This is a genomic window from Sorangium sp. So ce693 (assembly GCF_051521375.1).
Taxonomy (GTDB): Bacteria; Myxococcota_A; Polyangia; order Polyangiales; family Polyangiaceae; genus Sorangium; species Sorangium atrum.
The window spans coordinates 4,717,301-4,740,764 of sequence record NZ_CP150347.1; the positions used below are offsets into that span (position 1 = coordinate 4,717,301).

Sequence of the window (23,464 nt, forward strand, 5' to 3'; positions counted from 1 at the left end):
CGCCGGCGATGCAGCCGTCCGAGCAGCCTGCGGCCAGGAAGAAGCTGACCCCGGTGATGCGCCAGTACGAGGATGCGAAGGCGCTCCACCCCGACGCCATCCTCTTCTTCCGGATGGGCGACTTCTACGAGATGTTCAACGACGACGCGGTCCTCGTATCGCGCGCGCTGAACCTGACGCTCACGAGCCGCAACAAGGGCGAGCCCGACGAATCCCCGATGGCCGGCGTCCCGCACCACGCGGCGCACGGGTACATCGCGCGGCTGCTCGCGCTCGGCCACAAGGTGGCGATCTGCGAGCAGTGCGGCGATCCGTCGAAGATCAAGGGGCTCGTGCCGCGGCAGGTCGTGCGCGTCGTCACGCCGGGGCTCGTCACCGAGACCGAGCAGCTCGACGCGCGCGCCAACCATTACCTGGCGGCGGTCGACGGCGGCGGCGCGCCCCGCGGCGACGCCCTTGGAGCCGGGGGCCCGTACGGCCTCTCGCTGCTGGATCTCTCCACCGGCGAGCTCTCGGCCACCTCGGTCCCGGACGCCGCGACGCTGCTCGCGGAGCTCGCCCGGGCGGATCCGCGCGAGGCGCTGATCGCCCGGGACCTCCCGGACGTGCGTGCGGCCGCGGCCTCGCTCGCCTGCCGCGCGGCGCTGCGCGACGACGAGGAGCTCGACAGCGCGCAGGTCGCGGCGATCCTCGACGACGCCGCGATCGAGCCGATCTCGGCGGCGGCGCTGGCCGAGCACCCGCTCCCGGCGGTGCGCGCCGCCGCGCGGGCGCTGCGCTTCGCGCGCCGCTGCAGCCCCGGCGCGCGCATCCCGGTGCGCCGCATCGCCCCGCACGACACCTCGGGCACGCTGCGCATCGACGAGACGGCCCAGGCGCACCTGGAGCTCGTGCGCGCCGCGGACGGCGGCCGCCGAGGCACCCTGCTCGACGTCATCGACTGCACGGTCACCCCGGGCGGCGCCCGGCTCCTGCGCCGCCGCCTGCTCTCGCCGCTCGCGGATCTGGCCGGCATCCGCCGGCGCCTCGACGAGGTGGAGCTCTTCGTCTCGCACCCGCGCGCCCGCGGCGAGCTGCGGCAAGCGCTCGGCGGCGTCGGCGACCTCGAGCGGCTCAGCGTCCGCGCGCTCCTCGGCGAGGCCACGCCGCGCGACCTCGGCCTCCTGCGCGACGGCCTCACGGCGTCCCCAGCGGCGATCGCCGCGGTCCGTTCGATCCCCGACCTCGGCAAGGCAGCGTCGCGGGGCGACGACGGCGCCGCCGCGCGGGGCAAGGACGGCGCCGCCGCGCGGGGCAAGGACGGCGCCGCTGCGCGAAGCAAGGACGGCGCCGCGGCCGCGTCGGGCTCCGAGCCGCTCCTCGCCGAGGCGGCGTCGCTGGACGTCGTCGCCGACGTGTGCGCCGAGCTCACCGCAGCGCTGATCGAGCGGCCGCCCCCGAACACGCGCGAGGGCGGCATCTTCCGCGAGGGGTACGACAAGGAGCTCGACGACGCGCGCGGCGTGGAGAAGAACGCGACCGAGCTCATCCTCGCGCTCGAGGCGAAGCTGCGCACGCAGACGGGCGCTCCCTCGCTCCGGGTCAAGTACACGCGCGTCTTCGGCTGGTACATCGAGGTGACGCGCGCGCACATCGCCAAGGTCCCGGAGACCTTCCGCCGCAAGCAGACCGTCGCGACAGGCGAGCGCTACACGAGCGACGAGCTCGACGAGCTCGCCGACAAGATCGAGCACGCCGGGGCGCGCGCGCTGGAGCGGGAGACGGCGCTCTTCGACCGGCTGCGGGCCCTCGTCGCGAAGAGCGAGGGCCGCCTCCGCGCGCTGGCGCGCAAGCTCGCGGCGTGGGACGTCGCCGCCGCCCTCGCCGACGTCGCCCACCGCAACGACTACGTGCGGCCGCACGTCACGGCGGGCGAGGCGCTCGCGATCCGCGACGGCCGCCACCCGGTGGTCGAGCGCTACGCGGCCGCGGGGCACTTCGTTCCGAACGACACCCGCCTCGATCTCTCGGGCGAGCGCCTCTGGCTGATCACGGGCCCCAACATGGCGGGCAAGTCGACGCTCATGCGCCAGGTGGCGCTGATCGTGGTCCTCGCGCAGATGGGCAGCTACGTCCCCGCGCGCGAGGCGGAGATCGGCCTCGTCGACCGGATCCTCTCGCGCGTCGGCGCGAGCGACAACGTCGCGCGCGGCGAGAGCACGTTCATGGTCGAGATGCGGGAGACCGCCGAGATCCTCCGCGACGCGACGCGGAGATCGCTCGTGATCCTCGACGAGATCGGCCGCGGCACGAGCACGTACGACGGCCTCGCGATCGCGTGGGCCGTGGCGGAGCACCTGTTCGACGCGATCGGCTGCCGCGCCCTGTTCGCGACGCACTACCACGAGCTCACGGAGCTCTCGGCGCGCGCGCCGGGGATCGCGAACCACTCGGTCGCCGCGCGCGAGCACGGCGACGACGTCATCTTCCTCCACAAGCTCGAGGCGGGCCCCGCGAGCCGGAGCTACGGCGTGGCGGTCGCGCGGCTCGCGGGCGTCCCCGAGAGCGTGCTCGCGCGCGCCCGCGCGATCCTCGCGACGCTGGAGTCGGGCGCCGCGCTGCCGGGCGGCAAGCACGCCTCCCTCCGCGGCCGAACGCGCGGCGGCGCCGCGCAGCTCGACCTGTTCGCCCCGGCGCAGGCCGCGGTGCCGCCGGAGCAGTCGGCCGTCATCGAGACCTTGCGCGCTGTGGACGTCGATCGGCTCGCGCCGCTCGACGCGCTGCGGCTCGTGGCCAAGCTGAAGGGGCTGCTCGGCGGCGGCGGCTGACCGCGGCGACTCAGTCCGGCGGCGCGATCTCGCGGAGCTCGGTGCCGCCCGCGTACCCATAGCTCACGAACGAGTCGAACCCCGTCACGAGCAGCCCCACGGGCGCGGAGGCCGTGAGCCAGTGCACGCCGTCGCGCTGCATCCCGGGCAGCACGTTGTCCGGCGCCTGCCGCGCCGGATCGATCGCCGCGAAGCTCAGCTGGCAGCGGTAAACGACGAACGACGGCGCGCGGCCCCCGCGCTGCTCCTCCGTGAGCCCGTCCGCGGGCGCGATCTCGCACTCGTCCGGCCCGAGCGTCACGTCGTCGAGCCGCACGACGGCCGACCGCGGCGCGACCACCGAGATGAAGTCGAACGCGTACTTGTCCGGCGTCAGGAACACGTAGTCCGGCCGGAACTGCTCGATGGGCGGCAGGATGATGAGGCTCGGGTCTCCGCCTGGCAGCCCCTGCTTGACCCCCGTCGCGTTCTGGCTGGCCATGATCTGCGACACGATGACCGGCTCGGAGCTCTCGATCATGAAGTCGCCCCACGCCGTCACCTCGCGGAACTCGCCCAGCGACGACAGCGTGATCCGATCGTCCGGCGGCGGCAGGGTCGTCTCGATCACGGCGCCCTTGCTGCTCGCCGCCACGATCCTGACGTACTCCGGCTCTGGCACGGCCTCGATCCGCGCGCCGGCCTCCTTCACGGTCTGCGACCGGCTCGGCGTGTGCGGCACCGCGAACCGCTTGCCGGCGGTCCGGGTCGGGTCGAGCTGATCCTCCAGGTGGTCGGCGCAGCAGCGGCGATCCGCGAGCTCGTCGAAGTGGGGCGCGTCCGAGGCCTCGTTTCCGGTGAAGACCGCGATCGGCTGATCGGCCTTCACGATCGATCCGGTGAAGTCCGCGTTGAACCCGCCGCTCTCCAGGTTGAGCACGTCGAACGCGCCGAGCTTGACCTCGATCGACCCGCCCGCCGGCGTCTCCGGGACGGGCCCGCCCCCGACGACCCTCGCCGTCGTCGTCACCTGCACGGTCGTGCCCTCGCGCGTCCCGACGATGGCCAGGAACGCCCGAAGATCGATCGGGTTCTGCGGATCGAAGTTCGTGTCCGGATCGTCCGTGACCGCGATGGTCTGCGGCCACCCGGTGACGACGTACGCCGTCGCCATCGCGCCCGGGCTGTAGGTCAGCGCCTCGCGCGGCTTCAGCAGCGAGGCGTCGTTGGAGAACACGTTGGCGTTCTCCAGCGGGTTGAACTGGTAGGCGACGATGGGGAACTTCGACGTGATCTTGTACGCGTGCCGCGTGAGCGCCGTGTGCGTGCCCGTGTTGTACTCGCCCTCCGGGCTGCCATCGACCTCGCGCGGCCCGAGCTTGAACACCTGGAGATAGAGCGGCGCGATGAGCGCGCTCGCGATCTCCACCGGGGCGGGCGCGTCGCCCGGCGCGCCGTCGTCCTGGAAGATGTGGATCTCGTTCGGCACGTCCGGCTGCGGGTTCGAGACCACCACCGCGAACTGCTGCGCCGCCGCGTTTCCGGTCGCGTCGATCCGCGCGTTGTCCAGATCGACCGCCCAGTACTCGCACCCCACGTTGCTCCGCTCGAGCTCCGCGACGGCGCACAGCTGCTGGCAGCTCCCGCTCCTGCACGCCTCGCCGGCCTCCGTGTCGCACGTGTCGAGCACGCGGCCGAAGCTGCCGTCCGCGTCGCAGACCACCACGTCCTGCTCGCGGCACGAGTGCGCGGCGGGCACGCATGGCCGGCAGCCGAGCTCGAGCGACGCGCACACGAGCCCTCGAGCGGCGCAGTCGTCGAGCGTGACCCAGGCCAGCCCTGCGCCGGTCTCCTCGCAGCGCGTGAGCTCCGCGCCGCAGCGCACCTCGCCGGCCGTGCAGGGCGGCGGCTCCTCCGGCCGATCGCCCCACCGCGTGCCGCTGTCGAAGCAGCTCGGCGCGAGCCCGAGCCCCGCGGCGACGGCGATGAGGGCGGCGGCGGCGTACCGCGATCGGACGCGGCTTCCTGGCTTCCGTGCGCGCGTCGGCCTGCGCGCTCGCGTCGGGTGGGGCGGGGCGCTCATCACAGGTGCGCGCTGAAGCTGTCGAGGGAATAGGCCGACATCCCTGCCGGCTTGAGCTGCCGGTAGACGAGCTTGCCGTAATCGAAGCCGTCGATCTTCGCCCCGTACACCCCGATCGTGAGCGGCCCCGGCGGCAGCGCGCCGTTCTCGATCTCGAGCTGCCGGAGGTCCGGCACCTCGACGGCGTGCGACCCTGCCGGCACCGCCACGGTCCACCGGATGAGGCCGTTTCCGCTCGCGATGTCGTAGACGCTGAGGTCGACGGGCGCGCCCGCGCCGAACGAGGTCGCGAGGTGGGACCCATCCCAGGCGCTGTTTTGCGCGGGTGCCTCGAGCGTCGGCCCCCCCACGAAGTCGCCGATGCGCACGGGCTCGCTCGTGCTGGTCGAGAGGACCCGCCCGACGACGGACAGCGGCGCCAGCCCGGCCTTGCCGGTCACAGCGCGCGCGGACGAGTGGTAGCTCGCGCCGAGCAGATCGCGGGCGAGCGGCGGCACGCCCACGAACGTCAGCCCCCCGTTGAACGGGATCAGCGGGCTCTGCGCGCCGATCGGGAGCGTCGCGAACCCGTCGTTGCCGATCATCAACGACACGTTCGCCTGGATCCGGTCCGGCCCCTTCGGCCCCTTCGCCGGCGCCCTGACGTCCATCGAGAGGGCGTGGTCGAGCGGCTGATTGATCCGCAGGAACACCTCCCTCGTCCACTCGTTCGGGAGCACCGGGATCCCGCGGACCACGCCCATCGCGTACGCGGTGAACCGCGGCGGGGTCGTCGAGCGATCCTCGAGGCCCGCCAGCGCGTAGAGCGTGCGGTTGCCGGGCGCGACGTACATCGTGAACCCGTGCCCGAGCTCGCCCGACGTCTCCGGCGTGATGGCCTGGAACTCGGACGGCAGCCTGAAGGTCGCGAGCGGATCGACGCCCGTCGTGAACACGTAGGCCGCCTTTCGCTCGGTCTCGCGGCGCGGGCTCGGGATGTTGCCCCACGCGACGCTCCCGGGGTCCAGCGACGTGTCCCAGACGAGCTCGCCCTCGATCGCCCCGGCGCTGCCGACCTTGCCGCCGACAGGCGGCGGCGGATCACCGGACGCGCCGCACGCGGGCGTGAGCACCGGATCCAGGTAGACGGTCACCGTGTCGACAGGCACGTCGACGAACGAGATCGGGCTATGGCACGTCGCGGCCACGGTGACGGTGCGCGGCGAATCGAGCGACGCGTCCTCGATCACCGCGACGCCGGACGCGTCGACCTCGATCGGAGAGGTCGTGTCGGCGCCGAGGACGACGCGCGCTCCGGGGATCGGGTCCCCCGTGAAGTTGTCATAGACGAGCACCTTGAGCCGTCCGGCGAGCGGCGCGCCGCTGAGCCCGCCCTTGTAGCCGTTCACGCTGTCCTCGTAGGTGTAGCCGTCCAGCACGAGGATCGTCTCGCCGCCGGTCGTCACCGAGATCGTCTTCGCGCCCGGCGTGCCCTGGGGCACCGTGCAGACGAGCCGCGTCGGCTCCGGGACGGCGAGCGACGAGCACGGCTTCTGATCGATCTTCGCGACCGTCGTCTCGTCCCAGCGCGTGCCTTGCCCGATGAGCTCGACGGTCGTCCCGCCGGAGATCGGCCCGCTCGACGGGGACGCATAGAGCGCGTCGTACACGTAGCCGCCCGGCAGCGCTCGCCGGGTCGACGTGTCGTCGCCGTTCTGTACGGCGAGCTCCACCGGGCCCGCCGCGCCCGGCGGCGCCGCCACCTGGACCCGGCTGGGATCGATGGGCACGATCGCGGACGGATCGACCTCGACGTCACCGAACCAGACGCGGACCTGGGAGCTGAAGCCGTTGCCGTGGAGCAGGACGCGCTGGCCCCCGTTGAACGGCCCGTGCGTCGGGTCTGCGCCGAGCAGCGCGTGCGGATCGCCGCCGGGCAGCCCTGCGCCGGTGGACGATGACGTCGACGTGGTCTGCGGGTCCACGCCGAAATCGCCGCCGTCGCCGTCGGTCTGCCGGCGGATGCCCTCGGGCGCCGACGCGATGCAGGCGGAGACGATCGCGAGCCCTGCGCAGACCGAAGCGAAGCGTGCGGTAAGAAAGCCTCGTGATGCGGTTCGCACGAGGCGAGTGTACGCCATCGCGGATGCCGGGCCACGGCGCGCCGAGGGGCGTGGCCCGGCGTTCCCGTGCTCCGCGCGGCGTGGTCCCGTCCGCGCAACCGACGCGACTGACGTAATCGAGGCAACTGACGTAACCGACGCGACCGACGCAACCGACGCGACCGACGCGACCGACGCGACCGCGCGGAGGGGACCACGCGGAGACACACGCAAACACACGGAAATACTGCAGGGTGATGCGGTGGTTTCGTCGCTTGACAAGCGATGGGCCTCGGGGTAGCAAACCGCCCCCTTCTTGCGGTCTCGTGACGAGGGGGACAGCGGAGGCTGAAACCTCTCACCTTCGCTGCCGCTGAACCGAATCCACACGCTCTCCTGGCACCCACGGCATTCCGCGGCCCGGTGCCCCAGCAGCACGGACGCTCCTGTCCGCGCCTGGGGTTGGTCGCGGGAGGGGGAGCGGCGGACCAACCGAAAGGACACTGCCGTGACCGATACCAGCTTCTCCGCATCCGTCCCCGCGGTCGACACCATGCAGGCCGCCGCCCCCCAGCCGGGGGATTTCCCGCTCCCGCTCCGCTCGCTGCTCGACGCGGGCGTGCACTTCGGCCACCAGACGAAGCGCTGGAACCCGAAGATGCGGCCGTTCATCTACGGCGCGCGCAACGGCATCCACATCATCGATCTCGATCAGACGACGCGGCTCTTCAAGCGCGCGTACGACTTCCTGACCGACGCGGTCGGCCGCGGCGGCCACGTGCTGTTCGTCGGCACGAAGCGCCAGGCGCAGGACATCGTGCAGGAGGAGGCCCGCCGGGCGGGCATGTACTTCGTCACGAACCGCTGGCTCGGCGGCACCCTGACGAACTTCCGGACGATCAAGCAGGGCCTCGATCGCCTGCGCACCCTCGAGCGCATGAAGGAGGACGGCACCTACGAGCAGCTGCTCAAGAAGGAGGTCGTCCGCCTCGAGAAGGAGCGCGAGCGGCTCGAGAAGTACCTGGGCGGCCTCAAGGGGATGGGCGGCCTCCCGGCGGCGATCTTCGTGATCGATCCGCACCAGGAGTCGATCGCGATCAGCGAGGCGCGCAAGCTGAACGTCCCGGTCGTGGCCATCACGGACACGAACTGCGACCCGGATCTCGTCGACTTCGTGATCCCTGGCAACGACGACGCCATCCGCTCGATCCGGCTGATCACGGCCCGCGTCGCGGACGCGTGCGTCGAGGGCGCGCAGCGCCGCAAGGATCACGGCGAGGGCGCGCAGCAGGGGGCGGGCGGCGGTCGCGGCCAGCGCGACGAGATCAACGTCTACCAGGGCGGCCGCGGCGGCGGTCGCGGCGGCGGCCCGCGCCAGCAGCAGGCGTCGTAGCGCGGCGCGAGCCGCGACGGAGCGGCCCAGCGCCCGGGCGGTGGGGTGACGGCGACGTCACCGCTCGCCTGGGCGGTGTGGCAGCCGCGAGAGAGCAGAGAGGGCGCAGGGACAGAAATGAAAATTTCACGCCTCTGCGCCTTCTGTGCCTCTGCGGTTCGACCCGCCCTCGCTCGGGCCGTTCGTGCAACAGCAGTCGGACGTGTGGTGAACGGGGGCCGCTCGGCGCGGCCTCTTCCTATCTAGGTTCCAGGTTGAAGGAGAAAGAGCCATGGCCGGCATCAATGCGCAGGCGATCAAGGAGCTTCGTGAGCGTACCCAGGCGGGGATGAGCGACTGCAAGAGCGCCCTCACGGAGGCCGAGGGCGACATGGAGAAGGCGGTCGAGATCATCCTGAAGAAGGGTCTCGCGAAGAGCGCCAAGCGGGCCGGCGCGTCCGCCACCGAGGGCGAGGTCCGCGCGGTGGTCGCGGCCGACCGGCGGAGCGCGACGATGGTCGAGGTCAACATCCAGACCGACTTCGCCGCCCGCAACGACGCGTTCCGGCAGTTCGTCGGCGACGTGCTCTCGGCGGTCGAGAAGGCCCCCGACGGCGCGGACGCGGCTCAGCTCTCGATCGGCGGCAAGTCGATCGCCGACACGGCCACCGAGCTGACCGCGCGCATCGGCGAGAAGGTCGCTGTGCGCCGGTGGGATCGCGTGTCGATCCCGGCGGGCAAGCACGGCGTCACGCACGCGTACGTGCACCTCGGCGGCAAGATCGGCGTGCTCGTCGCGGTCGAGGCGTCGAGCCAGGCGGTGGCGGAGCACCCTGCGGTGCAGAAGTTCATCGACGAGACGGCGATGCAGGCCGCCGCGATGAGCCCGCTCGTCCTCCGCCGCGAGGAGGTCACGGAGGAGCTGAAGGCCAAGCAGAAGGAGATCTTCGAGGGGCAGCTGCGCGAGGATCCGAAGCCGAAGCCGGAGGCGGCGTGGCCCAAGATCATCGAGGGCAAGTTCAACAAGTGGTACTCGGAGGTCGCGCTGCTCGAGCAGGAGTCGGTGGAGGCCGCGTCGCGCGGCGAGGCCGGCCAGACGATCGAGAAGCTCCTCCAGGCGGCGTCGAAGGCCGCCGGCGGCGAGCTCAAGCTCACGCGCTTCGTGCGGTACGAGCGCGGCGAGGGCATCGCCAAGAAAGAGGACGACTTCGCCGCCGAGGTGGCGAAGATGGCCGCGAGCTGACGCGGTCCGATGCGGGGGCGCCTCGCCGCCGTCTCGATCGACCTCGACGAGGTCCCGAACTACCTCGCCATCCACGGGCTCGCCGTCCCGGATCGCTCCGGGGCGGCGGTCGCGCTGAGCGCCGTCTATGACACGGCGCTCCCCCGCATCGCTGCTTTCGCTGCTTCCCACGGCATCCCCATCACGCTGTTCGCGATAGGCCGCGACCTCGCGCGCCCCGAGAGCGCCGCGACCTTGCGCGCGCTGAGCGACGCTGGCCACGCGGTCGAGAACCACTCGTACGGGCACCGCTACGACCTCTCGCGGCTCCCGCGCGCCGCGATCGCGCGGGAGGTGCTGCTGGGCGCCGAGGCCATCGCGGAGGCGGTCGGCCGGCGTCCGACGGGCTTCCGCGCGCCGGGGTACACGGTGAGCGACGCGCTGTTCGACGCGCTCGACGCGGTCGGTGTCGCGTTCGACTCCTCGGTGTTCCCGTGCCCGCCGTACTACGCCGCGAAGGCGCTCGCGATGGGCGTGCAGCGCGTGAAGGGGAGGGGATCCGCTGCGATCCTGGATACCCCGCGCGTGCTCGCGGCGCCGCGCCGGCCGTACCGGCCGGGGCGGCCGTGGTACCGGCGCGGCGGCCGGCGCTTCGTCGAGCTGCCGATCCAGGTGACGCCGGGGCTCCGGCTGCCGGTCATCGGGACGAGCGTGGCGCTCGCGGGCGCGGCGGGGGCGCGGCTCCTGGCGCGCGCGTGCGCCGGGGAGGCGCTCGTGAACCTGGAGCTGCACGGCATGGACTTCCTCGACCGGAGCGACAGCCTCGAGGCGCTCGCGCCGCACCAGCCGGAGCTCCGGGTGCCGCTGGGCAGGCGGATCGAGGCGCTGGGGGTGTTCGTGGAGGAGCTTGCACGGAGGGGAGCGAGCTTCGTGCGGCTGGACGAGGCGAGCAGGGAGCGCGGGCTCGTGGAGTGACCCGGGGGGCGGTGCCGACTCCGAGAGCGAGTATTGCCGGCTGAGCGAGAGGGGAAGTCGATTCGACGCTCTGCGTCGTGTGCGTGATCCCCGTGCGTCATGCGCGCGTTTCTAGTGTGTGGTGCGCGCGTTCTTGGCGCGTCGTGCGCAGGGGCCTGGCGTGTCTTGCGCGTGGCGTGCGGTGGCTCCCGCGAGCTGCCTGCGCGCCGTGCGCGGGTTCGCTCCGCCTCTGCGCGACGTTGTTCCGCGCAGTGTGCGCGTCGCGGCGCGTGGTGCGCGCGTTCCGGCGTGTGGTGCGCGCGTTCCGGCGTGTGGTGCGCGCGTCCCGGCGCGTGGTGCGCTGGTGCGACCGCCGTCCCGCGCCTTCGCCCGACGACCTCGCGCGCCACCCCCTGCCGTCGTGGCGCTTCTCATCCTGCGCTTCGCGCGCGCCGCATCCTGCCATGCGCGTCCCCGCCGGCGGCTGTGTGCCGTGTCCCGGGCATGGTGCGCCCCTGCGCCTCATCGGATCGGGCTGTCGCGACGTGATTGTGCTCGCGGGAGTGCTCCCTTTCCTTTCATTGACGCCTTCTCATAGCTTCTTCTTTCATGGCCATTTCCAAGACCAAGAAGCCCGCGCCGGCGGCATCGCCGGCCGAGGTACCGATCGTCTCATCGACCACCATCACCCTCGACGCGCTCGCGAGGGAGCTCGGCCCCGCGGATGGCGCGTTCGCCGCGCGCACCTACGCGGGCATCCCCGAGGAGGACCTCGTCACCGAGGGGACGCGCATCGACTCGCAGAGCCTCATCGATGACGTCCCCCACTTCGTCGCCTCCGCGCGGCGGATCCTGGGCTCGCTGTCCGAGGCGCAGCGCGGGAAGGTGCGCATGCCCGCGGCGCTCTTGCCGCTGCTCGTCGCCGAGGCGGGCCGGCTCCAGGCGATGAAGCGGTCGCACGACGCGGCGGCGACCGAGGCGGCAGGCGCGAGGGCCGCGCTCGAGGTCCAGGGCCGGAGCGCGATGCGCGACGGCATCGGCGAGCGCGATCTCTGCTACGACGGCCTGCGCAACGCGCTCGGGGCTCGCCGCATGGCGCGGGTCGACGCCGTCGTGGGGCGCGCGGACTCCCCCGAGAGCCTCGCCAAGGGCCTCGAGGCGCTCGCGAGCTTCATCGACGAGACCCGACGGGCCGATCCCGCGCAGGACGCGAAGCTCCTCGAGGACTACGGTGTCGGCGCCGAGTGCGCGGCCGCGCTCCGGGCCACGGCGCAGCGGGTGCGCGGCGTCGCCAGCGTCCAGATCGCCGCGGGGCGACGGGTGACGCAACGCGCGCTCGATCTGCAGGACGGGCGCGTCGCGGTCGTGATCGAGAAGATCCTCCGTGCCTTTCGCGCGGCGCGCCGGGTCGATGGAACGATCCTGGTCCCCGAGCTGAACAAGGCTGCATGGATGTTCGAGGCCCGCTCCGGCAGCTCCGCCAAGAAGCCCCCGCCCGCCGGAGAGAAGCCTTCGTCCAACGGAGAGACTCCCCCGCCCGCCGCCGGCGGAGCACCGGGCGCCGTACCGCCGGCGCAGGGAGAGACGACGCCGAGCCTCGGCGCCGACGGCTGAGCCTCATCTCCCAGGACCACGGGCGGCATCGCCTGCCGCCAGCGCTCTCCAACGGTCCATCTCCACGCCTTCAGCCCGCGATGAGCCGCCTCGCGACGACCATCCCGAGGACGCCGGCGAGCAAGCAAGCGATCAGCGTGATCGCGATGTTGGCGAGCCCCGCTGCCCACGACTTGTACTCGATGAGCCGGATCGTCTCGTTGTTGAAGCTCGAGTACGTGGTGAAGCCGCCCATGACGCCGGTGCTCAGGCTGAGGCGGAGCGTCGGCGACAGGAGCTCCGTCGTCGCGGCGACCTCTCCGATGACGCCGAGCAAGAACGACCCGATCACGTTGACCGCGAGCGTCCCATACGGAAACTCGGCGCCGAAGCGCTGCTGGCACCACGTCGAGAGCCCGTACCGGGCGAGCGTCCCCGCTGCGCCACCGAGACCGATCCAGAACCACCGCTCCATTCGTTTCACCTTCCCGCTCGAGTCGCGAAGATCGTGAACGGCGGCCGCGCACTTGCGTCCTCTCCGCTGCTGGCCCAACGCTGGCGCGGGTGAAGCGCCGCTTCAACACGACCGGGCCGTGCCGCCCCGATCTGCACTACATGATCCCGGCCGAGAGCCGCCTGCCCGAGGCCCCGGGGCTCGTGGAGCAGATGGGGTACTTCGTCGTCCACGCCCCCCGGCAGACGGGCAAGACCACCGCCCTGCGCGCCGTCGCCGAGCGGCTCACGGCCTCGGGTCGCCACGCCGCGCTCCTCTTCTCCTGCGAGGAGGGCAGCGCCGCGGGCGACGACTACGGCTCCGCCCAGCGCGCCGTCCTGCGCGAGCTCACGCGCGCGGCCCAGATCGCGCTGCCGCCCGAGCTCCTTCCGCCGCCGTTCTCCCTCGAGGGCGACGAGGGCCTCCTCTCCGCGGCCCTCACCTCCTGGGCGCGCGCCTGCCCGCGCCCGCTCGCCCTCATCTTCGACGAGATCGACTCGCTGCGCGGCCAGGGCCTTCTCAGCATCCTGCGCCAGCTCCGCGCTGGCTTCCCCAGCCGTCCCGACCACTTCCCCGCTTCGGTGATCCTCTGCGGGCTGCGCGATGTACGCGACTACAAGGCCGCGAGCGGCGGCGATCCCGGACGCCTTGGCACCGCGAGCCCGTTCAACATCAAGCTCGAGTCCCTGCGGCTCGGAGACTTCTCGGAGGAAGAGCTCCGCGCGCTCTATGCCCAGCACACGGAGGACACCGGCCAGGTCTTCGTCGATGCGGCGCTCTCCCGGGCCTTCGAGCTCACCGCCGGCCAGCCGTGGCTCGTCAACGCCCTCGGCCGCGAGATCGTCGAAAAGATGGCCGTCCCGCCCAGCGAGCCCATCACCCGCGCGCACGTCGAGCAGGCCAAGGAGCGCCTCATCCTGGCCCGTGCGACCCACCTCGACTCGCTCGTCAGCAAGCTCGCCGAGCCCCGCGTCCGCCGCGTGCTCGAGCCCTTGCTCGCGGGAACGTACGAGGGCGGCGGCGACACGTACGACGACGACGCCTCCTACGTCCGCGATCTCGGCCTCGTAGCCCAGGGCAAGCCGCTGCGCGTCGCGAACCCCATCTACCGCGAGGTGATCGCCCGTGTCCTGTCCTCTTCGGCCGAGGAGCGGATCGACGCCCCGCCCGAGCGCTTCCGCCTGCCCGACGGCCGCCTCGCTTTCCGGCGCCTGCTCCGCGCGTTCGCGGCCTTCTGGCACGAGCACGGCGAGGTGCTTGCCTCCGGGATGCCGTACCCAGAGGTCGCTCCGCAGCTCGTCCTGATGGCCTTCCTCCAGCGCGCGGTCAACGGCGGCGGCTTCATCGATCGCGAGTACGGCGTCGGCCGTGGGCGCATCGATCTGCTCGTCCGCTTCCCCTACCAGAAGCCCGACGGCTCCCGGGCCGTCCAGCGGCGCGCGGTCGAGCTCAAGGTATGGCGCAAGGGTCAGAAGGATCCGCTCCGCGAAGGCCTCGCGCAGCTCGACGACTACCTCGCGCGCCTGCGCCAGAAGCGCGGGACGCTCGTGATCTTCGACGCCCGCGGGCGCCTCGCTCGAACCGCGCCCAAGTTCTCCGAGGCGACGACGCCCCGCGGCCGCCGCGTCGCGCTGCTCCGCTTGTAGAGCGCCGCTCGAGCTCCGGTTCCAGGAACGAAGAGCGTAGGCCCGAGCAGAGGGTGTTCGTCGCGCGGCGCGGGGAGGGCCGATGTTTGAGCCTGGGACAGAGCTCCTCCGGCTACGCCGGAGGAGCTCTGTCCCAGGCGAGTCCGGCGGGGTCCCCGCGCCGCGCGACGAACACCCTCTGCTCGGGCCGGGCGCCCGGCAGGACCTCTCGTCCCGCGGCCCCCCTTGGCTACTCCGCCGCCTTCCTGAACTCGATCACCCGCCCGCCCGTGCCGTCCGCCAGCGCAGGCCGGTTCACCCGCGACACCTCGTCCGTCGCCACCCCGGATGCCGCGATGAACTGGCGCGCCTGCTCGTTGTCGCCGTGCGCCAGCTCGTCCGGCGTCCCCGACGCGACGACGCGCCCCTGGATCACGAGGAACGCCTGGTGCGCGATGCGGAACGTGCTCGCCATGTCGTGCGAGATCACCACGCTCGTCACCTTGAAGCGCGCCCGCGTCTCCTCGATCAGGTCGTCGACCAGCCGGCTCGTCAGCGGATCGAGCCCGCTGGTCGGCTCGTCGTAGATGAGGATCTCGGGCTCCAGCATCAGCGCGCGCGCCAGGCCCACCCGCTTGCGCTGCCCGCCGGACAGCTCCGACGGCATCCGGTCCTCCTTGTTCTCGAGGCCGAGCGAGTTCAGCATGCCCACGACCTTGTCGCGGATGTCCCGCTTCGACATGTGCTTCCGGTGCTCGCGCAGCGGGAACGCCACGTTGTCGAAGATCGTGAGCGAGTCGAGCAGCGCCGCGTACTGGAACACCATGCCGAACCGCTGGCGCATCCGGTTCATCTCGAAATCGCCGAGCGCGCCCATGTCCACGCCGTCGACCCAGATGTGGCCGGTGGTCGGCCGCTCCAGCCCGATGAGCAGCCGGAGCAGCGTCGTCTTGCCAGCGCCCGACCCGCCGATGATCACCGCCGTCTCGGTCCGCCGGAGGTGCATGGTGATGCCGTGCAGCACCTTCGTCGCCCCGAACGATTTCTTGATGTCGTCGACGAACAGGTGATCCCCCGCCTGCCACCCCGGCGGCATGTTGCCCACCTGCTGCGCCTCCGGGGGGGCCGCGTGCGAGGGGGAGACCTGGCTGGGCGGCCTTCTCGACATCCGCGCCGTACGGTACCACGGAGGAGGCCCCGCAGGACGCCGATCGCCTTGCATCACGGTAAGGGCGAGCACGTGCTTGACGCGGCAGGGCGCGGGACGGAAACGTTGCTCATGACCGACGACCTACTCAAGGCAGCCCTCGAGACAGCAGAGGCGAAGACCGACAAGGATGGCTGGGCCGAGCTCCCCGAAGGGCGCATGCTCACGCTCTACGCCGCGCACGACGGCGTGTCGCTCCCGGTGACCAAGATCGAGGCCGTGTCGAGCGCGGGCGGGCTCCTCAAGGCGCGCAGCACCAAGGGCGAGACGTTCGTGCTCGCGCTGAAGGACGTGTTCGCCATCGCCCTCGACGGCGGCGGCAAGGGAGCCCAGGCCAGAAAAGCCGGCTTCCTCGGCTGATCGCGACGACCTTCCATGGCCCGATCGTCGAGAGCGGGAGGAGGTCCTGCAGCGCGGTCCGCTCAGCGGGCCGTCGACCTCGCGCTCGCCGAGCTGCAGCGCCGGTTCGGCCTGGGCCGCAGCCTCGCCGCCCCAGGCTGGGTGCGCGAGCGGGTCCTCGCCGTGCTCAGCGCCGTGGCCGCGCGCCACGGCGTCTCGCCGCTCGCGGCCGCCGAGCGGCTGCGGGACGACAGGGAGGCCATCGAGGAGATCGTCAGCGCGCTGCGCGTCGGCGAGACGCGCTTCTACCGCGACCCGATCATCTGGGAGGCCATCGCGACCTCGGTGCTGCCCAGGCTCCCGCCCGACCTGCCGATCGCCGGCCTCTCCGCCGGGTGCAGCACCGGCGAGGAGGCCTATACCCTGGCGATGGTGCTCGCGAGCGCGGGCCGCCGCTTCAGCGTGCTCGGGGTCGACCGCGCCGCTCCGGCGATCGAGGCGGCGCGCGATGCCGTCTACTCCGCCGAGGCCGTCGACCAGCTCCCCCCGTCCTTCGTTCAGCGCTACTGTGAAGAGAAGGGCGGAGCGCTGCACGTCGGCCAGCAGCTGCGCGACGTCGTTTCCTTCGAGGTCTGCGATCTGGTGCACGCCGTGCCGAGCGGGGGGTTCCAGATCATCTTCTTCAAGAACGTGCTCCTGTACCTCGCAGAGCCCGCCGGCGACGCGGTGGCGCGCCGCCTCGCGGCCGAGCTCGGCCCAGGCGGGCTCCTGTTCTCTGCCGCGAGCGAGGCGCCGCGCCTCTGCGGCGCCGGCCTCACGCCGATCAAGGTGAACGCGCACGTCACCGCCTTCCGCGCCCCGGGCGCCTGAGAAAGCAGAACGACACCGCATGAGCGTCGACCTCTCCCCCACGTCCAGGCCCAGCGGGCTCGCCGAGCTCCGCGCCGCCTACGCGCGCGAGCGCGCCGAGCTCGATCGCACGGCGCCGAGCGGCTCCACGCCGGCCGCGGATCCGGCCGCCGTCGGGGTCGCCCTGGGGCGGCGCCACGCGCGCCTGCTCGACGATCTCCTGGCGCGCCTCTTCCACCTGCTGCGCGAGTCCGGCGGGCCCGGCCGCAAGGAGTGGGACTCGGTCGCGATCGCCGGGGTCGGAGGCTACGGCCGCGGCGCGGCCGCGCTGCGGAGCGATCTCGACCTGCGCATCCTCGCCCGCGACGCCCAGCGCGCCAGCGCCATCGCGGACGCGCTGCTCTACCCGCTCTGGGACATGGGGGTCGCCGTGGGGCACCAGGTCGTCACCATCGACGACCTCATCGACGGCGCGCGCGAGGACCTGCCCACCGCGACGAGCCTGCTCGACTGGCGGCACGTCGTCGGCGACGCGTCGCTGTCGGAGTCGCTCTGGCAGCGCGCCTCCTCGGGCATCTTCGCGCACTCGGAGCTGCCCCGCTTCATCGAGCGGCTCGGGAAGGAGATCGCGCAGCGGCACGAGCGCTTCGGCGGCTCGGTCTACCTCCTGGAGCCGGACGTGAAGAACGGCGCGGGCGGGCTGCGCGATCTCGACGTCGCCCGCTGGGCCGCGAAGGCGCGCTACGGCGTCGGTGAGTTCGACGCGCTCGTCCGTTTCGGCGCGCTCGTCGCGCGCGAGGCGGAGGAGATCCGGAGCGCCTCGGAGATGCTCTGGCGCATCCGCAACCTGCTCCACGCCCACTCCGGGCGGAGGACCGACCGGCTGACGTTCGACGAGCAGGAGCTGTGCGCCGGCGCGCTCGGCTACAGCAAGGGCGCCGGTCCGGCCGACGCCGGCCGGAAGGGCGCGCCGCCCCCTGACGAGGCCGCCGTGTCGCCCGAGGCGATCGAGCGGATGATGAGCGACTACTACCGGAGCGCCCGGACCATCTCGCGCTCCCTCGACATGATCGTCTCGCGCGCCACGCCGACGCTGACGCGGCGCCGCCGCCGCGACGAGGACCTCGGCGCCGGGGTCCGCCTCTTCGACGGCTGCATCACGATGAGCGATCCGGATCTGCTGAGGACCGATCCGGCGATCGCGCTGCGGCTCGTCTCCGAGGCCGTCGAGCGCGGCGTGCCGCTCTTGCCCTACGCGCGCGGCGCGATCGTCCGCGCGGCCGGCGATCCGGCGTTCTGCGCGGCGCTCCGCGAGAGCCCCGAGGCCGCCGAGCGGTTCAGGACCCTCGTCGCCACGTGCAAGGAGACGGAGCTGCAGAGCGGGTCGGTCGTCCGCGAGCTGCACGACCTCGGCCTCCTGCTCGCGATGATCCCGGAGTTCTTGCCGGTCGTCGGGCGCGTCCACCACGACGTCTACCACGTGTACACGGTCGACGTTCACTCGGTCGCCGCGGTCGACCGGCTGGCGTCGCTCGTGCGGGGCGAGCTCGCGGGCGAGTTCGGGCTCGCGTGCCGGCTCGCCGCCGAGGCGACGCGGCCGACGATGCTGTTCTTCGCCACGCTCCTGCACGACGTGGGCAAGGCGATCGGGGGCACCGATCACAGCGGGCGCGGCGCCGAGATGGCCCGGAAGATCCTGGCGCGGCTCGGCTTCCCTCAGGAGGACATCGACGAGGCGTGCCACCTCGTGCTGAAGCACCTCGTGATGTACCTCATCGCGACCCGGCGCGATCTCGACGACCCCGCGACGATCTCCGAGTTCTGCCAGGAGGTCCACGGCCGCGAGGGGCTGCGCGATCTCTACCTGCTCACGGTCGCCGACCTCTCGACCACGAGCCCCACGTCGATGACGTCGTGGAAGGCGCGCATGCTCGACGAGCTGTACCTCTCCGCGGACAGGGCCCTGCGCGGCGCGCGCGAGGACGCGGGGCCGTTCGGCATCGATGACCAGCGGATGGCCCGCGCGATCAGCGGTACGGTGGGCGCCCTCGAGGACCTCCCGGCCGCGAGCGAGGCCGAGCGGCGCGCGCAGCGGGACTTCCTGGCCCGCTATCTGGCGTCGATGCCCGAGCGCTACCTGCTCGCGAACAGCCCGGCCGCGATCGCCGCGCACTCGGAGCTCGCCCGGCAGCAGCAGTCGAACGGCAACAGCGTCTCGGTCGCGCTCGTCCCGTCGCGCCACCCGGAGGCCGCGGAGGTCTGCGTGGTGGCGCCGGATCGCCCCGGCTTGCTCGCGGCGATCACGGCCGCGCTCGCGGCCTCGCGCCTCGAGGTCCACGCGGCGCAGATCCACTCGCGCGCGTGCGACGACGAGGGGATGGACGACGGCGGCGTGATCCGCGCGAGGGCAGGCTCGTCCCCGCCGGCGGGCGTGCGCCTGCAGGCCGTCGACCTGTTCTGGGTGCGCGACCGCGGCGAAGGGGTAGGGGGGGTGGCCCGCGCCATCCCGAAGCTCGTGACCGACATCCAGGGGGTGCTCTCGGGGCAGCTCTCCGGCGCCGAGCTCGCCAAGAAGCGCCGGGGCGGCGCGCTGCGCGAGCGGCCGACGCCGAAGGTCCGGACGCAGATATCCATCGACGATCGCGCCTCGCACCACACGGTGATCGAGGTCCTCACGCGCGACCGCCCCGGCCTCCTGTTCGCGATCTCGGACGCGCTCTACCGGCTCGGCCTCTCGATCTCGGTCGCCAAGATCAACACGGAGGGCACGCGCGTGGCCGACGTGTTCTACGTGAGCGACGCGGACGGGACGAAGATCGCGAACGGCAAGCGGACGCAAGAGGTCGAGGAGCGGCTGCACGCCGTCCTCCAGGGTCTGGACGGCGAAGGGAGTGTCGGATGAACGAGAGGTGGTTTACGCGCGCGGTGTGGACGGCGGCGGCGACGGCGATGACGACGACGGCGAGGCCCGCCGCGCAGCGGGTCCTGGCGGCAGCAGCGCTCGCCGCGTGCGTCGCGGCGTGCGGGGGGGCGCAGGAGCCGCAGCGCGACCCGCTCCTGGCCGATCCGCCCGAAGGCAGCGACGCGGCGGCCTCGAAGGGCGCCTCGTCGACGGCGCTGGATCGGGGCATCGCGTACATCAAGAACGAGAAGTACGAGGAGGCGAAGCAGCACCTCCTCCAGGCGATCGAGCACGAGCCGGGCAGCGCCGAGGCGCACTATTACCTCGGCCTCGCCAACGAGAAGACGAACGATCGCGCCGGCGCCGAGGCGTCGTACAAGAAGGCGCTCGCGAGCGATCCCAAGCTCGAGGCCGCCGCGCTGAACCTGGCCGCGCTCTACCTGGACGAGCCGCCTCGACCGGACGACGCGATCGCGGTCCTCTCGAAGGCGATCGAGCAGGCGCCGGACCGGGCCGCGCTCCACCAGAACCTGGCCTACGCGTACGGGCTGAAGGGCGACGTGGCGAACGCGAGCAAGCACTACGAGGCGGCGCTCAAGGCCGAGGACACGGCCGCCACGCGCTTCGCCTACGGCGCGATGCTGTTCGAGGCGAAGGTGCTCGACCGGGCCGCGGCCGAGCTCAAGAAGGCGCTCGCGGCGACCGGCGACGACGTGGCGACGATCGCGACGATCGGGCGGATGCTTGGGCCGGCGAAGGCCTACGCCGACTGCGTGGCGGCGTTCGACCGCGCCATCAAGCTGAAGCCGGAGGCCGAGTTCCACGTGCGCCGCGGCACGTGCCGCCACGAGCTCGGCGACGAGCCGGGGGCGCGCGCCGACTACCAGGCGGCGATCAAGGTGGACCCGCGGTTCGCGGCCGCGCACTACTACCTCGGCCTGTCGTTCCTGGCCGAGCGCAAGCCGCAGAGCGCGATCGCCGCGCTCACGGAGGCCGGGAAGCACGGGGGTGACACCGAGATCGGCAAGCGCGCCCGCGCCAAGGTCAAAGAGCTCAGCGCCAGGCTGAAGTAGCGCCCGGAGGCCGAGCAGGCTCACGCGCCGAGCAGCGCGATGAGCCTGTCGAGCTCGTCGAGCGAGCCATAGGTGATGCCGAGCTCGCCGTGGCCGCCCTGGTCGCGCACCTCGACGCGGGTCCCGAGCCGCCGCGCGAGCCGCGCCTCCAGGTCCTTGATCGCAGGCGACTTCCCCCCGCGCTTCTTCTCGCCCGCCTCCTCGCCCTCGCCCTCGGCGGCCCGGATCTCCCTCTCCTTCGCCGCCTTGATCAGCGCCTCGACCTTGCGGACGGGGAGCTTGCCGTGGACGGTCCGCTCCGCGACGTCGGCCATCACCTTGTCGCTGGGCGCGCCGAGCAGCGCGCGCGCGTGGCCCTCGCTGAGCTCGCGCGAGATGACCATGGTGCGGATCCGCGGCGGCAGCCGGAGCAGCCGGAGCGAGTTGACGATCGTCGTGCGGTCCTTGCCGACGCGCTCGGCGAGGGTCTGGTGCGTGTAGCTGTGCTCGCGCAGCAGCCGGTCGAACGCCTCGGCGATCTCGATCGGGTTGAGGTCGGCCCGCTGCACGTTCTCGACGAGCGCGAGCTCGAACGCCTCCTTGGGGGAGACGTCCTTGACGACGACGAGCACCTCCCTGAGCCCCGCGCGCTGCGCGGCGCGCCACCGCCGCTCGCCCGCGATGAGCTCGAAGGCGTCGTTCCCCGCCTGCGTCCGGCGCACGATGAGCGGCTCGATGAGCCCGTGCTCGCGGATGCTGCCGGTGAGCTCCTCCAGCTCCGTCTCGTCGAAGTGCTGCCGCGGCTGCCCCTTCTGCGGGACGATCTTCTCGATCGCGCACACGAACACGCTGCGCCCTTCGGCCGCCGTCGCTGTCGCCGGCGGCGCCGCCGGGAGCAGGGCGTCGAGCCCCCGTCCGAGCGCGCGCCGCGCCCCTTTCTGATCGGCATTCATGATCTGGGTCGTGCGTCCCTCGCGCGCTCTCCGGGGTTCTGCGGGGGCGAAGGCTCGGCCGGCGGCTCCGCCTCGACGGCGTCCCCGCGCGGCTTCTTCTTCGTGTCTGCCGCGGCGGCGGGCGGGCCGTCCAGGATCTCGCGCGCGAGGCTCAGGTAGCCCTGCGCCCCCTTCGACTGCGCGTCGTAGAGCAGCGCCGGCTTGCCGTGCGACGGCGCCTCGCTGAGCTTCACGTTGCGCGGGATGATCGCGTCGAAGACGCGGAAGTGCGCCTTCACCTCGTCGGCCACCTGGTGGGTGAGCGAGTTGCGCCCGTCGTACATCGTGAGGACGACGCCCTCGACCGTGAGCTCCGCGTTGAAGACGCTCCGCACCCGGTCGATGGTCGCCATCAGGTGCGTCAGCCCCTCGAGCGCGTAGTACTCGCACTGGAGCGGCACCAGCACCCGGTGCGCCGCGGTGAGCGCGTTCAGCGTCAGGAGCCCGAGCGACGGCGGGCAATCGAGCACGACGTAGTCGTAGCCCGCGAGCTGCGGGCGCAGCGCGTTGCGCAGCCGCACAGCGCGATCGTCCGCGTCGACCAGCTCGAGCTCCGCCGCGACGAGGTCCTGGGTCGCGGGCACCACGCCGAGGAGCGGCACCTCGGTCGGCACGATCGCGTCCTTCAGCGCCGCTCGCCCGATCAGGACGTCGTAGAGGGACAGCTCGAAGCTCCCGCGCCGCACGCCGACGCCGCTCGACGCGTTCCCCTGCGGATCGCAGTCGACGAGCAGCGTGCGGTACTCTGCCGCGGCGAAGCTCGCGGCCAGGTTGACCGAGGTCGTGGTCTTGCCGACGCCCCCCTTCTGGTTGGCGACGGCGAAGATGACAGGCGAAGGCTTGGGGGCGGCGCCGGGCTTGCCGGGCGCGCCCCCCTCGTTGGGCGATGGCATCGTGCTGTGTCGCGTCCGACCAGGCTGCTTACACGACCCCCATCGGCACGTCGAGAGAAGCGGGCGCCTCGACACAAACGTTCGACCGAGCGTGCGGGTCGGTCCAGCGCGGTCGGTCCAGCGCGCGGGCCCAGCGCGCTGCCGCCGCGGGCGTCCTGAGACGCCCTGGACGCTGGGCTGCGGCACCCAGGACGCGCCCTGGACGCTGTGTTGGGGCCCCCCGGGAGGGCGCGGACCCGCGCGGGGCGTCGTCCTCCGCTCGCCGCCATCGCCACCCTTCGCTTGCCGGATTGTTGGCCTGAACGGCAGGCGTATCTACAGTGCCCACATGTCGCTTGATGTAGGCAAAGGTGGCCGAACGGCGAAGGCATGGGCGCGCGGACGAGCCTCGAGGCGAGGTCGCTGCTTCGGCCTCGGCGGGGCGCTGCTGGCCTGCTGCGACCCGGGGCCCGTCGATCGGGTCCTCGCGCGCGCCTTCTGGTGCGACGGGCGCGGCCCTGCGCCGCTCGCGCCTGCGCAGGTCCTTGTGCTTTCGCCTTCGCTTCAACGCAGGTCGGCGCTCGGTTCGCGCCGTCGTCCGCCTTCGACCTCGAGTCGCGGGCCGACGCCGACCGCCCCTTGATCACGGACGTGGTGCCCAGCTTCGCCGAGCAGACCGACGCACCGACGTCGCCTCGGCACATGTGAGGAGGACAGATGCCGCTTCCCAGGTCGTATCAGAACTTTGCAGAGTTCGAGCGGGAGATTCTCCGCCCGAACCGCGTGGGCTTCTCGCTCGAGGACATCGTCGAGGAGGAGGGGTCCTTCGACGCCGAGCTCGACTTCGAAAAGGACCCGTTCGACGCCTCGGACGACTGAGCGCGGCGGCGCGGCGCGCGGGAGGTCTTTTCAACGTCCTCGCACGTGCTCGCACGTCCTCGCGGTTGCGCTCGGCGCTGCTGCCCCGTGACGTCGCGTCGCCAGCGCCAGCGCTGCACATCAGCTTGCACGATCCCTCCCGGGATCCGAGCCCCGGCGGCCG

The 23,464-nt window shown here is 72.5% G+C and carries 17 protein-coding genes; 11 read left to right on the forward strand and 6 right to left on the reverse strand.

What is annotated here, in order from left to right:
- Nucleotides 1-8 precede the first annotated feature (8 nt).
- A complete protein-coding gene (gene mutS / locus WMF14_RS17790; protein WP_437802410.1) occupies nt 9-2,807 on the forward strand; it encodes a DNA mismatch repair protein MutS in 2,799 nt (932 codons plus the stop codon).
- 10 nt (nt 2,808-2,817) lie between these two features.
- Here the strand turns inward: mutS and WMF14_RS17795 are convergent, their stop codons facing one another.
- Both WMF14_RS17795 and WMF14_RS17800 read right to left on the reverse strand, forming a co-directional pair.
- Nucleotides 2,818-4,869, reverse strand: coding sequence for an IgGFc-binding protein (locus WMF14_RS17795; protein ID WP_437802412.1), 2,052 nt, complete (start codon nt 4,867-4,869; stop codon nt 2,818-2,820).
- The gene (locus WMF14_RS17800) at nt 4,869-6,971 is read right to left on the reverse strand and encodes an IPT/TIG domain-containing protein (protein ID WP_437802414.1); all 2,103 of its coding nucleotides are present in this window, start codon (nt 6,969-6,971) and stop codon (nt 4,869-4,871) included. The genes WMF14_RS17795 and WMF14_RS17800 overlap by 1 nt, the downstream gene beginning before the upstream one ends.
- A gap of 532 nt (nt 6,972-7,503) precedes the next feature.
- Here WMF14_RS17800 and rpsB point away from each other — a divergent pair.
- From rpsB to WMF14_RS17820, 4 genes are all read left to right on the forward strand, one after another.
- Nucleotides 7,504-8,343 (forward strand): 30S ribosomal protein S2, encoded by an 840-nt coding sequence (rpsB, locus tag WMF14_RS17805; protein ID WP_437804226.1) that lies wholly within the window; start codon nt 7,504-7,506, stop codon nt 8,341-8,343.
- A 271-nt stretch (nt 8,344-8,614) separates the two neighbouring features.
- Complete coding sequence (tsf, locus tag WMF14_RS17810; protein ID WP_272098349.1) at nt 8,615-9,565, forward strand: translation elongation factor Ts; 951 nt, start codon at nt 8,615-8,617, stop codon at nt 9,563-9,565.
- 9 nt (nt 9,566-9,574) lie between these two features.
- A complete protein-coding gene (locus WMF14_RS17815) occupies nt 9,575-10,519 on the forward strand; it encodes a polysaccharide deacetylase family protein (protein ID WP_437802416.1) in 945 nt (314 codons plus the stop codon).
- Nucleotides 10,520-11,107: 588 nt separating this feature from the next.
- Nucleotides 11,108-12,112, forward strand: coding sequence for a hypothetical protein (locus WMF14_RS17820; protein WP_437802418.1), 1,005 nt, complete (start codon nt 11,108-11,110; stop codon nt 12,110-12,112).
- A gap of 70 nt (nt 12,113-12,182) precedes the next feature.
- On the opposite strand, the gene crcB is transcribed toward WMF14_RS17820, so the two are convergent.
- A complete protein-coding gene (crcB, locus tag WMF14_RS17825) occupies nt 12,183-12,566 on the reverse strand; it encodes a fluoride efflux transporter CrcB (protein WP_437802420.1) in 384 nt (127 codons plus the stop codon).
- Nucleotides 12,567-12,655: 89 nt separating this feature from the next.
- Between crcB and WMF14_RS17830 the strand changes: the two genes are divergently transcribed.
- Nucleotides 12,656-14,230 (forward strand): ATP-binding protein, encoded by a 1,575-nt coding sequence (locus WMF14_RS17830; RefSeq protein WP_437802422.1) that lies wholly within the window; start codon nt 12,656-12,658, stop codon nt 14,228-14,230.
- A gap of 229 nt (nt 14,231-14,459) precedes the next feature.
- Here WMF14_RS17830 and WMF14_RS17835 read toward each other — a convergent pair whose 3' ends face one another.
- Nucleotides 14,460-15,377, reverse strand: a complete 918-nt coding sequence (locus WMF14_RS17835) for an ABC transporter ATP-binding protein (protein ID WP_437802423.1) — start codon at nt 15,375-15,377, stop codon at nt 14,460-14,462.
- A 111-nt stretch (nt 15,378-15,488) separates the two neighbouring features.
- Here WMF14_RS17835 and WMF14_RS17840 point away from each other — a divergent pair, with 111 nt between their 5' ends.
- Genes WMF14_RS17840 through WMF14_RS17855 form a run of 4 tightly spaced genes read left to right on the forward strand, consistent with a single transcriptional unit; the run spans nt 15,489 to nt 20,579 of the window.
- Nucleotides 15,489-15,776 carry a hypothetical protein gene (locus WMF14_RS17840; RefSeq protein WP_272098357.1) on the forward strand — a complete coding sequence of 96 codons (288 nt, stop codon included), beginning with the start codon at nt 15,489-15,491 and terminating at the stop codon, nt 15,774-15,776.
- Nucleotides 15,777-15,791: 15 nt separating this feature from the next.
- A complete protein-coding gene (locus tag WMF14_RS17845; protein WP_272098358.1) occupies nt 15,792-16,625 on the forward strand; it encodes a CheR family methyltransferase in 834 nt (277 codons plus the stop codon).
- A 19-nt stretch (nt 16,626-16,644) separates the two neighbouring features.
- On the forward strand, nt 16,645-19,506 hold the full coding sequence (gene glnD, locus WMF14_RS17850) for a [protein-PII] uridylyltransferase (protein WP_272098359.1): 2,862 nt from the start codon (nt 16,645-16,647) through the stop codon (nt 19,504-19,506).
- Nucleotides 19,503-20,579, forward strand: a complete 1,077-nt coding sequence (locus WMF14_RS17855) for a tetratricopeptide repeat protein (RefSeq protein WP_272098360.1) — start codon at nt 19,503-19,505, stop codon at nt 20,577-20,579. Before glnD ends, WMF14_RS17855 begins: the two co-directional genes overlap by 4 nt.
- Nucleotides 20,580-20,599: 20 nt before the next feature.
- On the opposite strand, the gene WMF14_RS17860 is transcribed toward WMF14_RS17855, so the two are convergent.
- Nucleotides 20,600-21,511 (reverse strand): ParB/RepB/Spo0J family partition protein, encoded by a 912-nt coding sequence (locus WMF14_RS17860; RefSeq protein ID WP_437802425.1) that lies wholly within the window; start codon nt 21,509-21,511, stop codon nt 20,600-20,602.
- Nucleotides 21,508-22,443 (reverse strand): ParA family protein, encoded by a 936-nt coding sequence (locus WMF14_RS17865; RefSeq protein WP_437802427.1) that lies wholly within the window; start codon nt 22,441-22,443, stop codon nt 21,508-21,510. The genes WMF14_RS17860 and WMF14_RS17865 overlap by 4 nt, the downstream gene beginning before the upstream one ends.
- A gap of 696 nt (nt 22,444-23,139) precedes the next feature.
- On the opposite strand from WMF14_RS17865, the gene WMF14_RS17870 reads away from it, so the two are divergent.
- Nucleotides 23,140-23,301: a transcriptional regulator gene (locus tag WMF14_RS17870; protein WP_272098363.1), complete on the forward strand. Its 162-nt coding sequence runs from the start codon at nt 23,140-23,142 to the stop codon at nt 23,299-23,301.
- The last annotated feature ends 163 nt before the right edge of the window (nt 23,302-23,464 follow it).